Origin of the sequence: Methylibium petroleiphilum PM1 (assembly GCF_000015725.1) — a bacterium.
Classification (GTDB): Bacteria; Pseudomonadota; Gammaproteobacteria; order Burkholderiales; family Burkholderiaceae_C; genus Methylibium; species Methylibium petroleiphilum.
On the sequence record NC_008825.1, the window covers coordinates 1 to 18,616 of the forward strand.

General features: G+C 66.6%; 14 protein-coding genes. All 14 read left to right on the plus strand.

Features of this window, described 5'->3' with window-relative positions:
* Positions 1-185: 185 nt before the first annotated feature.
* Complete coding sequence (dnaA, locus tag MPE_RS00005) at positions 186-1,589, plus strand: chromosomal replication initiator protein DnaA (protein ID WP_011827602.1); 1,404 nt, start codon at positions 186-188, stop codon at positions 1,587-1,589.
* Positions 1,590-1,823: 234 nt separating this feature from the next.
* Entirely contained in the window at positions 1,824-2,930 is a 1,107-nt protein-coding gene (dnaN, locus tag MPE_RS00010) for a DNA polymerase III subunit beta (protein WP_011827603.1), read from the plus strand.
* Positions 2,931-3,027: 97 nt separating this feature from the next.
* Positions 3,028-5,583 carry a DNA topoisomerase (ATP-hydrolyzing) subunit B gene (gene gyrB / locus MPE_RS00015; protein WP_011827604.1) on the plus strand — a complete coding sequence of 852 codons (2,556 nt, stop codon included), beginning with the start codon at positions 3,028-3,030 and terminating at the stop codon, positions 5,581-5,583.
* Between the two features lie 22 nt (positions 5,584-5,605).
* Entirely contained in the window at positions 5,606-5,914 is a 309-nt protein-coding gene (locus MPE_RS00020; protein ID WP_041929475.1) for a hypothetical protein, read from the plus strand.
* A gap of 65 nt (positions 5,915-5,979) precedes the next feature.
* A complete protein-coding gene (locus MPE_RS00025) occupies positions 5,980-7,566 on the plus strand; it encodes a class I SAM-dependent DNA methyltransferase (RefSeq protein ID WP_011827606.1) in 1,587 nt (528 codons plus the stop codon).
* Positions 7,567-7,642: 76 nt separating this feature from the next.
* Positions 7,643-8,881: a restriction endonuclease subunit S gene (locus tag MPE_RS00030; RefSeq protein WP_011827607.1), complete on the plus strand. Its 1,239-nt coding sequence runs from the start codon at positions 7,643-7,645 to the stop codon at positions 8,879-8,881.
* Positions 8,882-8,933: 52 nt separating this feature from the next.
* The gene (locus MPE_RS00035; protein WP_011827608.1) at positions 8,934-10,169 is read left to right on the plus strand and encodes an AAA family ATPase; all 1,236 of its coding nucleotides are present in this window, start codon (positions 8,934-8,936) and stop codon (positions 10,167-10,169) included.
* Entirely contained in the window at positions 10,159-10,773 is a 615-nt protein-coding gene (locus MPE_RS00040) for a DUF4276 family protein (RefSeq protein ID WP_237706350.1), read from the plus strand. Before MPE_RS00035 ends, MPE_RS00040 begins: the two co-directional genes overlap by 11 nt.
* Before the next feature lie 347 nt (positions 10,774-11,120).
* On the plus strand, positions 11,121-12,272 hold the full coding sequence (locus MPE_RS00045; RefSeq protein ID WP_011827611.1) for a Fic family protein: 1,152 nt from the start codon (positions 11,121-11,123) through the stop codon (positions 12,270-12,272).
* Positions 12,269-15,454: a type I restriction endonuclease subunit R gene (locus tag MPE_RS00050; RefSeq protein ID WP_011827612.1), complete on the plus strand. Its 3,186-nt coding sequence runs from the start codon at positions 12,269-12,271 to the stop codon at positions 15,452-15,454. The genes MPE_RS00045 and MPE_RS00050 overlap by 4 nt, the downstream gene beginning before the upstream one ends.
* 105 nt (positions 15,455-15,559) lie before the next feature.
* Positions 15,560-17,260: an FAD-dependent oxidoreductase gene (locus tag MPE_RS00055; RefSeq protein ID WP_011827613.1), complete on the plus strand. Its 1,701-nt coding sequence runs from the start codon at positions 15,560-15,562 to the stop codon at positions 17,258-17,260.
* 102 nt (positions 17,261-17,362) lie between these two features.
* A complete protein-coding gene (locus MPE_RS24420) occupies positions 17,363-17,515 on the plus strand; it encodes a hypothetical protein (protein ID WP_011827614.1) in 153 nt (50 codons plus the stop codon).
* 206 nt (positions 17,516-17,721) lie between these two features.
* A complete protein-coding gene (locus MPE_RS00060; RefSeq protein WP_011827615.1) occupies positions 17,722-18,150 on the plus strand; it encodes a DoxX family protein in 429 nt (142 codons plus the stop codon).
* Between the two features lie 131 nt (positions 18,151-18,281).
* Positions 18,282-18,611: an ElaB/YgaM/YqjD family protein gene (locus MPE_RS00065; protein WP_011827616.1), complete on the plus strand. Its 330-nt coding sequence runs from the start codon at positions 18,282-18,284 to the stop codon at positions 18,609-18,611.
* Positions 18,612-18,616: the final 5 nt, after the last annotated feature.

The following is an 18,616-nucleotide window of genomic DNA, read 5'->3' on the forward strand; positions in this document are numbered from 1 at the left end:
CCACGTACCCGATGCGGGGAACCCAGGATTACATCAAAAATACCCTTTTCGGTCAACGACTTGCACCGAGAACCCTGCCTCCACGGCCGGTTCGTCAGACGCAAAACGACTGTGGATAACCTCTTCCCAGCCGCGCTTCGACCGCTAGAATCGTTCGGCTGAAGAAAGAATTGTCCACAAGAACGATGAGCGCCGACGTCTGGTCTCAAGGCTGCGAACGCCTGGCGACCGAACTGCCCGAGCAGCAGTTCAACACCTGGATCCGTCCTCTCCCCGCGGCCGAACTCGTCGATCGCGGCGATACGGCCGTGGCCACGCTGCGGGTTCCCAACCGCTTCAAGCTCGACTGGATCCGCAATCAGTACGCCGCGCGCATCGAATCGGTGTTGAGCGACCTGGCGGGCAAGCCGGTGCGTCTGGACCTGCAGCTCGCCGCACGCGAGGCGCCGCCGCGGCCTTCATCGGATGCGCCGCGCAGCAACGGCCATCCGCAGGCCGCCGGCCAGTGGCTCGGTGCCCCCTCGTCGTCGAACGCAGGGGCCTACACACAGGCCAGCGCGCCGACGCCGACGCACCGGCTCAACACCGCCCTGACCTTCGACACCCTGGTGCCGGGACGCGCCAACCAGATGGCGCGCACCGCCGCGCTGCACGTGGCCGGCGCGCCGGGGGTCATGTACAACCCGCTGTTCATCTACGGCGGCGTGGGCCTGGGCAAGACCCACCTGATCCACGCCGTGGGCAACGCGCTGCTGCGCGACAAGCCCGACGCGCGCATCCTCTACCTGCACGCCGAGCAGTTCATCACCGACGTGGTGAAGAACTACCAGCGCAAGACCTTCGACGAGCTCAAGGCCAAGTACCACTCGCTCGACCTGCTGCTGATCGACGACGTGCAGTTCTTCGCCGGCAAGGAGCGCACCCAGGAGGAGTTCTTCAACGCCTTCGAGGCGCTGCTGGCCAAGCGCGCGCACATCATCATGACCAGCGACACCTACCCCAAGGGGCTGGCCGACATCGACGAGCGCCTCACCTCGCGCTTCGATGCCGGACTCACAGTGGCGATCGAGCCGCCCGAGCTGGAAATGCGCGTCGCGATCCTGATGAAGAAGTCCGACGTCGAAGGCACGCCGATGCCCGAGGACGTGGCCTTCTTCGTCGCCAAGAACGTGCGCGCCAACGTGCGCGAGCTCGAGGGCGCGCTGCGCAAGGTGCTGGCCTATGCACGCTTCAGCCAGAAGGACATCAACATCGCGCTGGCCCGCGAGGCACTGAAGGACCTGCTGTCGATCCAGAACCGCCAGGTCGGCGTGGAGAACATCCAGAAGACGGTGGCCGACTTCTACAAGATCAAGGTCGCCGACATGTACTCCAAGAAGCGTCCCGCCAGCATCGCCCGGCCACGCCAGATCGCCATGTACCTCGCCAAGGAACTGACGCAGAAGAGCCTGCCCGAGATCGGCGAGCTGTTCGGTGGTCGTGACCACACCACCGTGCTGCATGCGGTGCGCAAGATCGGCGGCGAGCGCGGCAAGAACACCGAACTGAACCAGCAGCTCCACGTGCTGGAACAGACCCTCAAGGGCTGAAGCATGCGCATGCCGAGGCCGTCAAGTGACAAAGCTGGGGACAACTCCGGAACAAGCAGAGAGTCATCCACAGCCCGAGCCAGGCCACCAGAGTTGTTGTGGTCGGCTCCCGCGCAAACCGAGCCACGACCCACAGGGTTGAAGCCCAGCTAAGTGATTGCCGGAACAAGCGAAAATGGCCTTGTCCACACGAAGTGCCGGCCCCTACTAAAACGACTACCTGAAGAGGTTTAAATGATTGTCTTGAAGAGCCCGCAGGAAAAATTTCTGGGTGCACTGCAAGCCGTCGCCGGCATCGTCGAACGGCGTCATACCTTGCCGGTGCTGGCCAACGTGCTGATGCGCAAGACCGGCAACGCGATCGAATTCACCACCAGCGATCTCGAGATCCAGGTCCGCACCCAGGCCGAGTTCGACGGCGACGCCGGCAACTTCAGCACCACGGTCGGAGCGCGCAAGCTGATCGACATCTTGCGCACCCTGCCGGCCGACCAGAACGTGACGCTCAGCAGCGCGCAGAACAAGCTCACGCTCACCGGCGGCAAGAGTCGCTTCACGCTGCAGACGCTGCCGGCGGAAGACTTCCCGCTGGTGCAGGAGGCAGCTGATTTCGGCCCGGCCTTCAGCGTGCCGCAGAAGAGCCTGAAGGCGCTGATCGCCCAGGTGCACTTCGCGATGGCGGTGCACGACATCCGCTACTACCTCAACGGCATCCTGTTCGTCGCCGAGGGCAAGAGTCTCACGCTGGTGGCCACCGACGGCCACCGCCTGGCGCTGGCCCAGGCCACGCTCGATGTGGAGATGCCCAAGCAGGAAGTCATCCTGCCGCGCAAGACCGTGCTGGAGCTGCAGCGCCTGCTGAAGGACGAAGACACCGCCATCGAGATGCGCTTCGCCGGCAACCAGGCCAAGTTCGCGTTCTCGGGCATGGAGTTCGTGACCAAGCTGGTCGAGGGCAAGTTCCCCGACTACAACCGCGTGATCCCCAAGAACCACAAGAACCACGTGACGCTGGGCCGTGCGCCGCTGCTGGCCAGCCTGCAGCGCGCCGCCATCCTGACCAGCGAGAAGTTCAAGGGCGTGCGCCTGAACTTCGACCCCGGCACGCTGCGCATCGCCTCCAGCAACGCCGAGCAGGAAGAGGCCAAGGAAGAGCTCGAGATCGACTACGGCGGCGACGCCATCGAGATCGGCTTCAACGTCACCTACCTGATGGACGTGCTGGCCAACATGGGCCAAGAGATGGTCACCTTGTCGCTGCAGGATTCCAACAGCTCGGCTCTCGTCACCGTGCCCGAGCAAGGCGGCTTCAAGTACGTGGTGATGCCGATGCGGATCTAGCCCGCAACCCAGCCGACACCAGCACAGCGGGCCGCGAGCCCGCTGCAGCGTTTTTGAAGGGGCCGGTCCACCGGCCCCGTGATGGAAAAGAGCCCCCATGAGCGACCCCAAGACCCCGCAACACGACGCCCAGAGCGGCGTCACGCAGCAACCCGTGCCGTCGGCGGAAGGCCATGCCATCTCCGTGGGTTCGGACGCGTCGGTGGCCTATGGAGAGGGCTCCATCCAGATCCTGGAAGGCCTGGAGGCGGTTCGCAAGCGGCCCGGCATGTACATCGGCGACACGTCCGACGGCACCGGCCTGCACCACCTCGTGTTCGAGGTGGTCGACAACTCCATCGACGAAGCCCTGGCCGGCCACTGCGACGACATCGTGGTGACCATCCACTCCGACAACTCCATCAGCGTCACCGACAACGGCCGCGGCATCCCCACCGGCGTGAAGATGGACGACAAGCACGAGCCCAAGCGCAGTGCCGCGGAGATCGCGCTGACCGAGCTGCACGCTGGCGGCAAGTTCAACCAGAACAGCTACAAGGTCTCGGGCGGGCTGCACGGCGTGGGTGTGAGTTGCGTCAACGCGCTCTCGAAGTGGTTGCGCCTCACCGTACGCCGCGAAGGCAAGGTGCACCTCATGGAGTTCCGGCGCGGATTCCCGCAGGACCGTGTGCTGGAGATGCGCAACGGCTTCGAGGTCTCGCCGATGGCCATCGTGGGCGACACCGAGAAGCGCGGCACCGAAGTGCACTTCCTGCCCGACGAAGAGATCTTCACCAACATCGACTTCCACTACGACGTGCTCGCCAAGCGCCTGCGCGAACTGAGCTTCCTGAACAACGGCGTGAAGATCCGCCTGGTCGACGAGCGCAACGCCAAGGAAGACAACTTCGCCTACGCCGGCGGCGTGAAGGGGTTCGTGGAGTTCATCAACACCGGCAAGAAGGTGCTGCACGGCAACATCTTCCACGCGCTGGGCGACAAGATGAGCGAGTTCAACACCAACATCGGTGTCGAAGTGGCGATGCAGTGGAACGACGGCTACAGCGAACAGGTGCTGTGCTTCACCAACAACATCCCGCAGCGCGACGGCGGTACCCACCTCACCGGCCTGCGCGCGGCCATGACGCGCGTGATCAACAAGTACATCGAGGACAACGAACTCGCCAAGAAGGCCAAGGTCGAGATCGCCGGCGACGACATGCGCGAAGGGCTGGCCTGCGTGGTGAGCGTGAAGGTGCCCGAGCCCAAGTTCAGCAGCCAGACCAAGGACAAGCTGGTGTCCAGCGAAGTGCGCGGCCCGGTGGAAGAGATCGTGGGCAAGCTGCTCACCGACTACCTGCTCGAGAACCCGATCGACGCCAAGATCATCTGCGGCAAGATCGTGGAGGCCGCGCGCGCCCGCGAGGCCGCCCGCAAGGCCCGCGAGATGACGCGCCGCAAGGGCGTACTCGACGGCATGGGCCTGCCCGGCAAGCTGGCCGACTGCCAGGAGAAGGACCCCGCGCTCTGCGAGATCTACATCGTGGAGGGCGACTCCGCCGGCGGCTCCGCCAAGCAGGGCCGCGACCGCAAGTTCCAGGCGATCCTGCCGCTGCGCGGCAAGATCCTGAACGTGGAGCGCGCCCGCTTCGAAAAGCTGCTCACCAGCAACGAGATCCTCACGCTCATCACCGCGCTGGGCACCAGCATCGGCAAGGACGAATACAACCCCGACAAGCTGCGCTACCACCGCATCATCATCATGACCGATGCCGACGTGGACGGCGCCCACATCCGCACGCTGCTGCTCACCTTCTTCTACCGCCAGATGCCCGAGCTGGTGGAGCGCGGCCACATCTACATCGCCCAGCCGCCGCTCTACAAGGTGAAGCTCGGCAAGGAAGAGCAGTACCTGAAGGACGGCCACGAGCTCGACGCCTACCTGTTGCGCGTGGCGCTGCGCGACGCGCGGCTGGAAACCGGCGTGGGCGGCACCGTGCTGCTGGGCGACGCGCTGGAATCGCTGGCGCGCCAGTACGTGCTGGCCAACAACGTGACCGCCCGCCTGGCCAACTGGATGGACGTGGAGGCGCTGCGCGCCATCGCCGACGGCCTGGTACTCAACCTCGACACCCTGGCCGATGCCGAAACCTCCGCCGCCGCGCTGAAGGCCGCGCTGCACGATGCCGACGTGAGCGCCGAATTCGACGCCCGGCTCGACAAGCACCTGCTCCGCATCAGCCGCCGCCACCACGGCAACACCAAGAGCAGCGTGATCACCGCCGACTTCGTGCACGGCGCCGACTACGAGGCCCTCAGCACCGCCGGCCTCGCCTTCAAGGGCCTGGTGTCCACCGAGGCCGTGGTGAAGAAGGGCGAGGGCGAGAAGCAGAAGGACGCCAAGGTGGCCGACTTCCGCGAGGCCATGGCCTGGCTGATGCAGCAGGCCGAGAACAGCGTGGGCCGCCAGCGCTACAAGGGCCTGGGCGAGATGAACCCCGAGCAGCTCTGGGAAACCACCATGGACCCCACGGTGCGCCGCCTGCTGCGCGTACAGATCGACGACGCCATCGAGGCCGACCGCGTGTTCACCATGCTGATGGGCGACGAGGTGGAACCGCGGCGCGACTTCATCGAGACGAATGCGTTGAGGGCGGCGAACATCGACGTTTGATCCGGGAGCCGGATTGAACGAGATGTACGAAATCAACCAGAACGAAGTCCCCTCTTCGTTCATCGCTCTGTTCATCCCCCGCGGCGCCACGCGCCCCAGCGAGAGCCGCGAGGTCATCGCGGCGCGCTACGAGCTGTGTGAAGACCTGGCGCAGATGCTGACCGAGCACGCGGTGGCCACGCGCGCCTATCTGGGCGTCACCGAGCTCGACGTGCTGGGGCAGCTGCTTCGTGGCCTGCAGACGGCGGATGCGGTCGTCACGCCCGACGAGGCGCACTGGGTGGTGCGCCGGCTGGCGGAGCTGCTGGAGTGGCCGGCGCTCGCGCCCTAGGGACAACGGCTCAGCCGCGGGCCGCGACAATCGGCCGCACCTTCCCACGCGACGCCCTACTTCCCATGCCGGACGACCTGAAGAGGACCCTCTGGGCCACCGCCGACAAGCTGCGCGCCAACATGGACGCGGCCGAGTACAAGCACCTGGTGCTGGGCCTGATCTTCCTGAAGTACATCTCCGACACCTTCCAGGCCCGCCGCACCGAACTGACGGCGCGCTTCGCCGACCCGGCCGACGAATACCACCTCGACGGCGCCACGCCGGCCGACATCGCCGCCGAACTGGAAGACCGCGACTACTACCGCGAGGCCAACGTCTTCTGGGTACCGGAAGCGGCCCGCTGGGAAGCCATCCGTTCTGCGGCCAAGCAGCCCGACATCGGCAAGCGCATCGACGATGCCCTGAGCCTCATCGAAGCCGAGAACCCCAAGCTCAAGGGCATCCTCGACAAGCGCTTCGCGCGCGCGCAGCTGCCCGACGGCAAGCTGGGCGAACTGGTGGACCTGGTCTCCACCATCGGCTTCGGCGAGAGCGCCGCCACTGCGCGCGACGTGCTGGGCCAGGTGTACGAATACTTCCTCGGCATGTTCGCCAGCGCCGAAGGCAAGCGCGGCGGTCAGTTCTACACGCCGCGCAGCATCGTCAAGACACTGGTCGCCGTGCTGGCGCCGCACCACGGCAAGGTGTACGACCCGTGCTGCGGCAGCGGCGGCATGTTCGTGCAGAGCGAAGAGTTCATCCTCAGCCACGGCGGCAAGCTGGGCGACGTGGCCATCTTCGGCCAGGAGGCCAACCCCACCACTTGGCGGCTCGCGGCAATGAACCTCGCGATCCGCGGCATCGACTTCAACCTCGGCCGCGAGCCGGCCGACACCTTCACCAAGAACCAGTTTCCCGACCTGCGCGCCGACTTCATCCTGGCCAACCCGCCGTTCAACATCAGCGACTGGTGGCACGCGAGCCTGACGGGTGACGCTCGTTGGCACTACGGCGACCCGCCGCAAGGCAATGCCAACTACGCCTGGCTGCAGCACATGCTGCACCACCTGAAGCCCGGCGGCCGCGCCGGCATCGTGCTGGCCAACGGCAGCATGAGCAGCAGCCAGAACAACGAAGGCCAGATCCGCGCCGCGACGGTGGAGGCCGACGTGGTGGAGGTGATGATCGCGCTGCCGGGCCAGCTGTTCTTCAACACGCAGATCCCGGCGTGCCTGTGGTTCCTGGTGAAGGACAAGCGGCAGCGCCGAGGCGAGGTGCTGTTCATCGACGCGCGCAAGCTGGCCACGATGATCAGCCGCGTGCAGTGCGAGCTGAAGGACGAGGTGATCGAGCGGATCGCCGGGACCGTGGCCGCGTGGCGCGCATCACCCCCTCTCCCGCTGGCGGGAGGGGGTCGGGGTGAGGGTGCTTCGAGCTACGCCGACATCCCCGGCTACTGCCGCAGCGTGAAGCTCGCCGAGATCGCCGAGCACGGGCATGTGCTGACGCCGGGGCGCTATGTGGGCGCGGAAGCGGTGGACGATGATGGCGAGAGCTTCGAGGCCAAGATGCAGGCGCTGACCGAGAAGCTCGGGGAGCAGATGGCGAAGGGGGCGGAGCTGGATGCGGTGATTCGGCAGAAGCTGGGTGGGCTCGGGTATGAGTTCTGAATGGCCCTTGATCTCGATCGAAGAGATCAAGGCCCCCGGAGCGGGAAGCATTGCAATCGGCCCATTCGGCTCGCGGATGAAGAGCGATTGCTACGTGGATGCCGGGGTTCGTGTTGTCCGCGGCACCAACTTGACTGGCGGCCGATCGTTCTCGGGTGAGTTTGTATTCATCACGCCAGAGAAGGCTGTAGAACTCAATTCGGCGAACCTGTCGCCGAATGACTTGGTCTTCCCTCATCGTGGCGCTATTGGCGAAGTTGGCATCGTCCCGGAAGACGGCGAGAGGTACGTTCTGTCCTCAAGCCTGATGAAGCTGACATGCGATGTGGCCCGTGCACACCCGGACTTCGTCTACTACTTTTTCAAGTCTGCGATTGGGCGCTTCGAACTTCTCAAGAACTCATCGCAGGTCGGCACGCCGGGTATTGGCCAGCCACTGACATCACTCAAACAAATCAAGCTGAGGCTGCCGCCAGTCGGCGAGCAGGTAGCGATTGCGGCCGCTCTGCGTGCTCTCGACGACCGCATCGCCCTCCTGCGCGACACCAACGCCACCCTCGAAGCGATCGCGCAGGCGCTGTTCAAGTCGTGGTTCGTCGACTTCGATCCCGTTCGCGCCAAGAGCCAAGGCCTCGCCCCGGCCGGCATGGACGAAGCCACGGCGGCCCTGTTTCCAGAGGGGGTCGAGGAGTCTGCTTTGGGGCCAGTGCCCAGGGGGTGGCGCGCTGCAACGTTGGCAGAAACCTTCGAGATCAATCCCTCGCGCAGCCTTCCGAAGGATTCAGAGGCGAAGTACCTCGAGATGGCCGGTGTGCCGACCACGGGCCATTGCGCCGAGTCGATCGCGGTGCGTGCCTTCGGGTCCGGCACCAAGTTTCGGAACGGCGACACGCTGCTGGCGCGCATCACGCCCTGCCTCGAAAACGGCAAGACGGCGTTCGTCGATTTCCTCGTGGAAGATGAGATCGGCTGGGGATCGACAGAGTTCATCGTGCTGCGGCCTAAGGCGCCGCTGCCCGATTACTTCGCCTATCTGCTGTGCAGACACGCACCGTTTCGCGAGTTTGCCGAGCGCAGCATGTCAGGGACGAGTGGACGTCAGCGGGTGCAGAACGATGTGCTCGCGACCTATCGGATTGCCGTGCCGCCATCAGCAGTTGCAGAAGCTTTCGGCGCGCTGATCAATCCACTGCGGCACGCGATCACGAGCAACCATGCGAGGGGAGCAACCCTTGGCGCGCTGCGTGATGCGCTGTTGCCTCGTCTGATCTCCGGCCAACTCCGCCTGCCTGACGCTGTGGCGCTGGCCGCCTGAGCTCTTGCCGCCATCGGGCACACTTCCGGCACTTCAGAAAGCTGCTCCCACCATGGCCACCTTGTCCACCGTGCCACGCATCCACTACCTGCGGGTGCAGAACTTCCGCGCTTTGCGGAACATCGAGTTGAAGAACATCACGCCATTGACAGTGCTGCTGGGACCCAATGGCAGCGGCAAGACTACGCTGTTCGACGTTTTCAACTTTCTGTCTGAGTGCTTCCAGGGTGGCCTGCGGCAGGCCTGGGACAAGCGAGGCCGTGCGAAGGAACTGAAGACCCGTGGCGCGGACGGACCTGTGGTTATCGAGATCAAGTACCGCGAAAGCAAGGCGACGCCCTTGATCACCTACCACCTATCGATCGACGAAGGCCCCAAGGGCCCGGTGGTGGCTGAAGAGTGGTTGGCCTGGACCCGCGGCACTCAAGGCCGACCTTGGCGCTTCCTGGACTACAGACTCGGCAAGGGGGTGGTAGTAGGTGGCGAGTTACCCGACGAAAAGGACGAGCGGCTCGACGTGCCGCTGCGCAGCGCCGAACTGCTGGCGGTGAACACTCTGGGTCAGATCGCGCAGCACCCCCGCGTGGCGGCATTGCGCGATTTCATCACCGACTGGTACGTGTCCTACCTGTCTGTGGACAACACTCGAACTCAGCCCGAGGCCGGGCCGATGGAGCAGTTGTCGAAGACCGGCGACAACCTGCCCAATGTCATCCAGTATCTTCAGGAGACCCACCCGGAGCAGTTGCAGAGCATCACTGAGGTGCTGCGGCGGCGCATTCCGCGGCTGGAGCGCATCGACGCGACGCCCATGCCGGACGGCCGGCTGCTGCTGGAAGTGAAAGATGCGCCGTTCGACAAGCCGGTGTTGTCGAAGTTTGCATCCGACGGCACGCTCAAGATGCTGGCCTACCTGACTGTTCTGTACGACCCCGAGCCACCGCGCTTCATCGGCATCGAGGAGCCCGAGAACTTTCTGCACCCGCGGCTGCTGCCTGAACTGGGCGAGGAATGCCGCCATGCGTCCGAACGCACACAGTTGCTGGTGACTACGCATTCGCCCTTCTTCCTGAACAGCTGCAGGCCCGATGAAGTACGCATCCTGTTCCGAGACGAACAGGGTCACACGCAGGTTCGTACTGCAGCTGACATCGAGGGCATCCCGGAGTTCGTGGCGGCTGGCGCTTCGCTCGGTCACCTGTGGATCGAAGGCCAGTTCGGCATGAGTGACCCTTTGCGCAACCAGGGGGCGCCTTGGACGATAGAAGGGGCGCGGCGTGGCCATTGAGGTGCTGCACGTGTTGGTGGAGGAGCCGTCTATGGAGGTGGCGCTGCAGCACCTGCTTCCGCGCCTGTTGCGCGAGGGCATTCGCGCTGAATTGCGCCAATTCCAGTGCAAGAGCGAGTTGTTGAAGCAACTGCCGCAACGTCTGGCCGGCTATGCGCAGTGGCTACCAGACACGGCGGTGGTGCTGGTGCTGGTCGACAGGGACGACGAAGATTGCCTCGCTTTGAAGGCCCAGCTTGATGCCATGGCCCGAGCCGTCGGCCTGGTGCCGCGCAGCGATGCCACGCCAAAGGGGCGCTTCCAGGTGATCAACCGCATTGCAATCGAAGAACTCGAGGCGTGGTTCTTTGGCGACTGGCCTGCTGTTTGCGCGGCCTACCCCAAGATGCCCGACACGCTGCCGCGAAGAGCGGGCTTCCGTGACCCTGACGCAATTGCCGGTGGTACCTGGGAGGCTCTTGAACGCGAGTTGCAACGCAAGGGCTATTTCAAGCAGGGACTGCGCAAGCTGGAGTTGGCTCGCGAGGTGGCCTCAAGAATGGACCCGGCGCGCAACCGCTCTACCAGCTTCGGGTACCTGCGTACGGCCTTGGCGCAGCTTTGATTGGTGCGTGGCATTTGGCTCATCGCGCGCAAGGCGAGGGCGTAGCAGACAGCTTAGCAATCAGGGTTGGCGCCGGTCCGTTTCCGGAAACACTTTTTAAATCAAAGACTTGGTGCTTAGCTTGTTAAGCACTTTCGCTAAGCGCTCAAGGCTCTTGCTGGCCAGAAAGCGAAAAGCCCAGGTGAACCCACCGCGGCTGCAGCGCCAACCAGGAACCCCGATCCACTTGGCGCGGCAATGTACGGGCGCTGCTGCGGCAGCCCCCCGCAAGCTTGCTTTCGCAGGCTTTCCATAAATTAAAGAACGCTTTACTATGAAAGCCTGCTGCTCAAGCAAGCTTTCATACGATGCGCACCGCCGGCACCTACGTCACCACCACCACGCTGGGCGAGGCGGTGCAGGCGTTCGTGCCCCATCCGCTGCCGCCGGCCGACCCGCCGCTGGCTGCTGAGGGCTACGCAGCAGCCAGCCGCCGCGCCGAGATGGCGCTGGCTCGGCTGGGCGGCGTGGCCGGCCTGGTGCCTTCGGTCGACTGGCTGCTCTACAGCGCCATCCGCAAGGAGGCGCTGCTCACCTCGCAGATCGAGGGCACCCAGGCCACGCTGACCGACCTGTTCGACGACGAGGCCGGCCAGGTGCTGGCCAACACTGCCGATGTCGAGGAGGTGACCAACTACCTGCGTGCCTTCCGCCTCGTGCGCGACAACCTGCGCAGCGAGGCCGGCCTGCCGATTTCGGTGCGCTTGCTGTGCGACGCCCACAGGCTGCTGCTCGACGGCGCACGCGGCGCTGGCAAGCAGCCGGGAGAACTCCGACGCTCGCAGAACTGGATCGGCGGCGCTCGGCCGGGCCGTGCGGCCTTCGTGCCGCCGCCACCGGACCAGGTTCCGGGACTGCTGGCCGACCTGGAGCGCTTCATCCATGACCCGGAGCCTGCGCTGCCACCCCTCGTGCGCGTGGCCCTGGTGCACGTGCAGTTCGAGACCATCCACCCGTTCCTCGACGGCAACGGGCGCATCGGACGGCTGCTGATTGCCGCCTTGTTGGAGCAGTGGGGCCTGCTGCCCGAGCCGCTGGTCTACCTGAGCGGCTACCTCAAGCAGCACCAGGCCGAGTACTACCGGCGGCTGTCGGCCGTGCGCACCGAGGGCGACTGGGAGGGCTGGGTCGGCTTCTTCCTCGATGGCGTGGAGACCGCGGCAACAGACGCCGAGCGCGGCATCGTCGCGATGGCGAGCCTGATCAACGCTGACCGCAAGCACCTGCTGGCTGCGCCCCGCGTGGGCGCGGTGGCGCTGCGCCTGTTCGAGTTGCTGCCGCTGATGCCGCGGTTCACCATCGAACAGGTGCGGCAGAAGTTGGACACCACCTTCCCCACGGCCACGGCGGCGGTGAAGCTGCTGCACGACCTGGGGATGCTGAGCGAGCTGACCGGCCAGAAGAAGAACCGCCTGTTCAGCTACGCTGCCTATGTCGAACTGCTGGCAGGGAGCCCATGACGGAGGACCAGCTCGAACAAGAGTGCCTGGCGTGGCTGGCCGACGTGGGCTGGCAACACCGCTATGGGCCGGACATCGCGCCCGATGGCGACGCCCCCGAGCGCGACAGCTACCGCCAAGTGCTGCTGCTCGGGCGCTTGCGCTCCGCAGTGGCCGCGCTGAACCCGACCGTGCCCGCGGCGGCGCGCGAGGATGCCATCCGCCAGGTGCTGGATCTCGGCACCCCGGTGCTGTTGGCCGCCAACCGACACTTTCACCGGCTGCTGGTGGGCGGCGTGCCGGTGCAGTACCAACAAGACGGCGAAACGCGCGGCGACTTTGTGCGTTTGGTGGACTGGTCCGACCCGTCGCGCAACGAGTGGCTGGCCGTCAACCAGTTCTCCGTGACCGGGCCACACCACACGCGCCGGCCCGACATCGTGCTGTTCGTCAACGGCCTGCCGCTGGTGCTGATCGAGCTGAAGAACCCGGCGGACCTGAACGCCGACGTGTGGAAGGCCTTCCACCAGATCCAGACCTACAAGGCGCAGATCCCGGACATCTTCCAGACCAACGAGGTGCTGGTGGTGTCCGACGGCAGCGAGGCGCTGCTCGGCTCGCTCTCGGCCGACAGCGAGCGCTTCATGGCCTGGCGCACGATCGACGGCAACACGCTCGACCCGCTGGGCAAGTTCCATGAGCTGCAGACGCTGGTGCGTGGCGCGCTGGCGCCGGCCTATCTGCTCGACTACCTGCGCTACTTCGTGCTCTTCGAGGACGACGGCCAACTCGCCAAGAAGATCGCCGGCTATCACCAGTTCCACGCGGTGCGCGCGGCCATTGCGCAGGTGGTGACCGCGTCGCGCCCGAACAGCGATGCGCGTTTGCGTGGCAAGGGCGGCGTGGTCTGGCACACCCAGGGCAGCGGCAAGAGCATCACGATGACCTGCTTCGCAGCGCGCGTGATGCAGGAGCCGGCGATGGAGAACCCGACCATCGTCGTCATCACCGACCGTAACGACCTGGACGGCCAGCTCTTCGGCGTGTTCAGCCTGGCGCAGGATCTATTGCGCGAGCAGCCGGTGCAGGCGAACACCCGGCAGGAACTGCGCGCGCTGCTCGGCAACCGCCCGAGCGGCGGCATCGTGTTCGCCACCATCCAGAAGTTCATGCCGGGCGAAGACGAGGACACGTTCCCGCTGCTCTCCGATCGCCACAACATCGTCGTGATGGCCGACGAGGCGCACCGCACGCAGTACGGCTTCGAGGCCAAGCTGAAGACGCCGAAGTCGGCGCTCAAGGCATCGAGCGAGCTGACCACGGGCAATGGCCAGCCACCCGCGCACCGGGCCGAGTTCGCGCCGAGCGCGAAGTACCAAGTGGGATACGCCCAGCACCTGCGCGATGCGCTGCCCAACGCCACCTTCGTGGCCTTCACCGGCACGCCGGTGTCGGGCGAAGACCGCGACACGCGGGCGGTGTTCGGCGACTACATCAGCGTCTACGACATGCAGCAGGCCAAGGAAGATGGCGCCACGGTGGCCATCTACTACGAGAGCCGGCTCGCCAAGCTGGGCCTCAAGGCCGACGAGATGGCCACCATCGACGACGAGGTCGACGAGCTGGCCGAAGACGAGGAAGAGAGCCAGCAGGCCAAGCTCAAGAGCCGCTGGGCGGCGCTGGAGAAGGTGGTCGGTGCCGCGCCGCGCGTCGCCCAGGTGGCGGCGGATCTGGTGGCGCACTTCGAGGAGCGCAACAAGGCGCAGACCGGCAAGGCCATGGTGGTGGCCATGAGCCGCGAGATCTGCGTGCATGTCTACGACGAGATCGTCAAGCTGCGACCCGACTGGCACAGCCCCGACCCCGAGCAAGGCACGATCAAGATCGTGATGACGGGCTCGGCCAGCGACAAGGCACTGCTGCGGCCCCACATCTACAGCGCCCAGGTAAAAAAGCGGCTGGAGAAGCGCTTCAAGAACCCGGCCGACCCGCTGCGCATGGTCATCGTGCGCGACATGTGGCTCACGGGCTTCGACGCGCCCTGCGTGCACACGCTCTACGTCGACAAGCCGATGAAGGGCCACAACCTCATGCAGGCGATTGCGCGCGTGAACCGCGTGTTCAAGGACAAGCAGGGCGGCCTGGTGGTGGACTACATCGGCATCGCCAACGAGTTGAAGTCGGCGTTGAAGGAGTACACCGCAGCACAGGGCCGCGGCCGGCCGACGGTGGACGCGCACGAGGCGTATAGCGTGTTGGCCGAGAAGCTCGACGCGCTGCGAGGCATGCTGGCGGGAACGAACGGGCACGGCTTCGACTACAGCGGGTTCCTCACTGGGGGTCACAAGACACTGGCCGGCGCCGCCAACTTCGTGCTTGGGATCAAGGAAGGCAAGAAGCGCTTCGCCGACTTGGCGCTGGCGATGAGCAAAGCCTTCACGCTCTGCTGCACGCTCGACGAAGCCAAGGCCGTGCGCGAGGAGGTGGCCTTCTTCCAGGCCGTGAAGGTGATCCTGACCAAGCGGGACATCAGCGCGCAGAAGAAGATGGACGAGCAACGTGAACTGGCCATCCGGCAGATCATCAGCGCGGCCGTGGTCTCGGAGGAGGTGGTCGACATCTTCGACGCCGTGGGGCTGGACAAGCCCAACATCGGCATCCTGGACGACGCCTTCCTGGCCGAGGTTCGCAACCTGCCAGAGCGCAACCTCGCGGTGGAATTGCTGGAGCGGCTGCTCGAAGGCGAGATCAAGTCACGCTTCGCCGGCAACGTGGTCCAGAACAAGAAGTTCTCGGACATGCTGGCCGACGTGGTGCAGCGCTACCAAAACCGGTCCATCGAAGCTGCTCAGGTGATGGAAGAGCTGGTGCAGATGGCCAAGAAGTTTCGCGCGGCTGCGGCGCGCGGGGAGCAGCTTGGCCTCACCGAAGACGAAGTGCGCTTCTATGACGCGCTGGCCAACAACGAATCCGCCGTTCGAGAGCTGAACGATGAGACGCTGAAGAAGATCGCCCATGAGCTGGCCGAGAACTTGCGCAAGAACCTCACGGTCGATTGGTCCGCGAGAGAAAGCGTCCAGGCCAAGCTGCGACTGATGGTCAAGCGCATCCTGCGCAAGTACAAGTACCCACCGGATCAGCAGGACGCTGCGGTGGAGCTTGTGCTGCAGCAGGCCAAGGCGTTGGGAGAAGCGTGGGCATGACAGCGCGCGCGCTCGGAGATCCGACTCCGCGCCAGAATCAAGCCGCGCTCTTGCCGAGGTCAGGCCCGCTCCGGCCGCCTCCCTGAAGCGCCCTCGGAGGTGAAGATGGCCGCAGACCTGCCGACCGACGGCGCCCCCAATCGCCGCCACCAGATGTTCCCGGTGCTGAGCGACACCGAGATCGCGCGCATCAGCCGCTTCGGCAGCGTGTGCCGCTATGCGCGCGGCGAGCGGTTGTTCACGTCGGGCGAGGTGGGCCCGGGCATGTTCGTGCTGCTGTCCGGTGTGGTGTCGGTCACCCACCGCGACGGCCTGGGCCACGTGCTGCCGCTGGTGCGCCAGGGGCCGGGCGAGTTCCTGGCCGAAGTGGGCCAGCTCTCGGGCCGCCCGGCGCTGGTGGACGGCACGGCCGAAGAGGCGGTGGAGGCGCTGCTGGTGCCGCCCGGTCAGCTGCGCGCGCTGCTGGTGGCCGAGGCCGAACTGGGCGAGCGCATCACCCGCGCGCTGATCCTGCGGCGCGTGTCGCTCATCGAATCGGGGGCTAGCGGCCCGGTCCTGATCGGCCCGTCGACCGCGCCCGACATGCTGCGCCTGCAGGCCTTCCTGCGCCGCAACGGCCAGCCCTACCAGATGGTCTGCGCGCGCAAGGACGCCGACGCGGCGGCGCTGATCGCGCAGTACGGCGCGGCCGCGGACGAGGTGGTGGTGGTCTGCCCCGACGGCTCGGTGTTGCTCAATCCCGGCGAGGACGCGCTGGCGCGCTGCATCGGCATGGTCGACACGGCCGAGCGCGACGAGCTGTTCGACGTGGTGGTGGTCGGTGCGGGCCCGGCGGGGCTGGCCACCGCGGTCTACGCGGCCTCGGAAGGCCTGAGCGTGGTGGTGCTCGACTGCCGCGCCTACGGCGGCCAGGCCGGCGCCAGCGCGCGCATCGAGAACTACCTCGGTTTTCCCACGGGCATCTCGGGTCAGGCGCTGGCCGGGCGGGCCTTCGTGCAGGCGCAAAAGTTCGGCGCGGAGATGCTGATCCCGGCGCAGGCCGTCGGTCTGGACTGCAGCCGCGCGAAGGACGGCCCGGCGGCCGAGCTGCACGTGAAGCTCGCCGACGGGCGGAGGCTGCGCGGGCGCAGCGTGGTCGTGGCCAGCGGCGCGCGCTACCGCCGCCCGGCCGTGCCGCGCCTGGCCGAGTTCGAGGGCCGGGGCGTCTGGTACTGGGCCTCGGCGGTGGAGGCGCGCCTGTGCGCGCAGGCCGAGGTGGCGCTCATCGGCGGCGGCAACTCGGCGGGCCAGGCGGCGGTGTTCCTGGCCCAGCATGCCGTGGCCGTGCACATGCTGGTGCGCAGCGCCGGCCTCGCGGCCAGTATGTCGCGCTACCTCATCGACCGCATCGAGGCCACGCCCAACATCCACCTGCGTTCGCACACCGAGCTGTCGCGGCTGGACGGCTGCACCGCCGAGGGCCTGGAAGGCCTGGCCTGGCGCGACCACCGCAGCGGCGCCGAGGAGGCGCGTCGCATCCGCCACCTGTTCCTGTTCGTCGGCGCCGATCCGGAGGCGGCGTGGCTGCAGGGCTGCGGCGTGGCGGTCGACGCGCACGGCTTCGTGCGCACCGGCCAGGCGATCGAAGGCGCGGCCGGCGACGGCTACCGGCCGGCCGCGCTGGAGTCCAACGTGCCCGGCGTGTTCGCGGTGGGCGACGTGCGCTCGGGCTCCGTCAAGCGCGTCGGCGGCGCCATCGGCGAAGGCGCCGCGGCGGTGGCGATGATTCACCAGTTCCTGGCGGCGCGGGCGCCGGTCGCCGTCTAGCGTCGCGACCGACCGCCTCGCGCGGCGGGCCTGCGCCACCGGCGCAAACGCCCTTGTGCGAGAGCGTGGTGCGTGGTCTATTGGTCCGAGGAGGACACCACCATGACCCTGTGCCCCATCGCCGTCGCCGTCGGCTGCAAGAAGTGCCCGGCCTTCTCGGTCTGTCCGCTGAAGAGCGTGATCGGGGACGCCAGGAAGCCCGAAGACACGGCGGCCGGCAGCAAACCGGTGCGCCGCGACCCGGCGAAGAAGTAGTCGCAGGACGCCGCGCGCGCCGGGCTTCGGCCGGCGGGCCCTCAGCCGTTTTGAACGATGCCTTCACGGCCGGCCACTCCCGGCGCGCCTCGGCGCACCTAAGCTTCCTGCATCGAGAAGCCCGTTCCCCGGCCGTTCCGGCCAGCGCAGTGAGGAACCGGTTTCGAAGCCGAACCGCACCTTTTCAACCTCACGGAGAAATTCCCATGCTCGACACCGTCAAGTCCCCCCTGGCCCTGGTCGGCCGCATCCTGCTGGCGCTGATGTTCGTGCTGGCCGGCGCCAGCAAGCTCGGCGACATCTCGGGCACCGCGGGCTACATCGCCAGCGGCGGCGTGCCGTTCGCCTCGGCGGTCGCGGTCGCCGTGGGCCTGTTCGAGCTGATCGCCGGCCTGGCGCTGGTGGTGGGCTTCCAGGCGCGCTGGGCGGCGCTGGCGCTGGCCGGCTTCACCCTCTTGGCCAGCGTGCTGTTCCACCCCTTCTGGTCGCTGCCGGCCGACCAGGCCTTCGTGCAGCAACTGCTGTTCATGAAGAACGTGTCGGTCGCCGGCGGCCTGCTGCTGGTGGCGGCGTTGGGGACCGGCAGCATCGGCTTCGACGGGCGCCGCGCGGGCGGGCCGCTGGCCCGCGCCTGATCCGCAGCGTGGCCGGCCGCAATTGACCCTGGTCAACGGGCGGCCTCGCCGGGCGCCTAGGATGGTCCTTCACCCATCCCGGGCGCCTGGCCCCGCGGCCTCGCGTCCATTCCCACGGCAAGGAGCACTGCATGGACTCGACCGCCACTTCCACCCCCGAGCACGCCACCCGCGAACGGCTCGCGCACGGCCTGCAGCAGATGGTCGACGAGGCCAATCACCTGCTGAAGGACGCGCAGCGTGCCGGCAGCGAGCAGATCGGCAGCACCCGCGAGAAGCTCGAGGCACAACTGCGCCGCGCGCGCCGGGAGCTGGGCCGCCTGGAAGACGAGGCGCTGTACCGCGGCCGGCGCGCCGCCCGCAAGGCCGACCACGCGGTGCATGAGCACCCGTACGTGGCGATCGGCGTGGCCGCCGGCGTGGGCCTGCTGGTCGGGTTGCTGATCGCGCGGCGCGATTAGAGGCG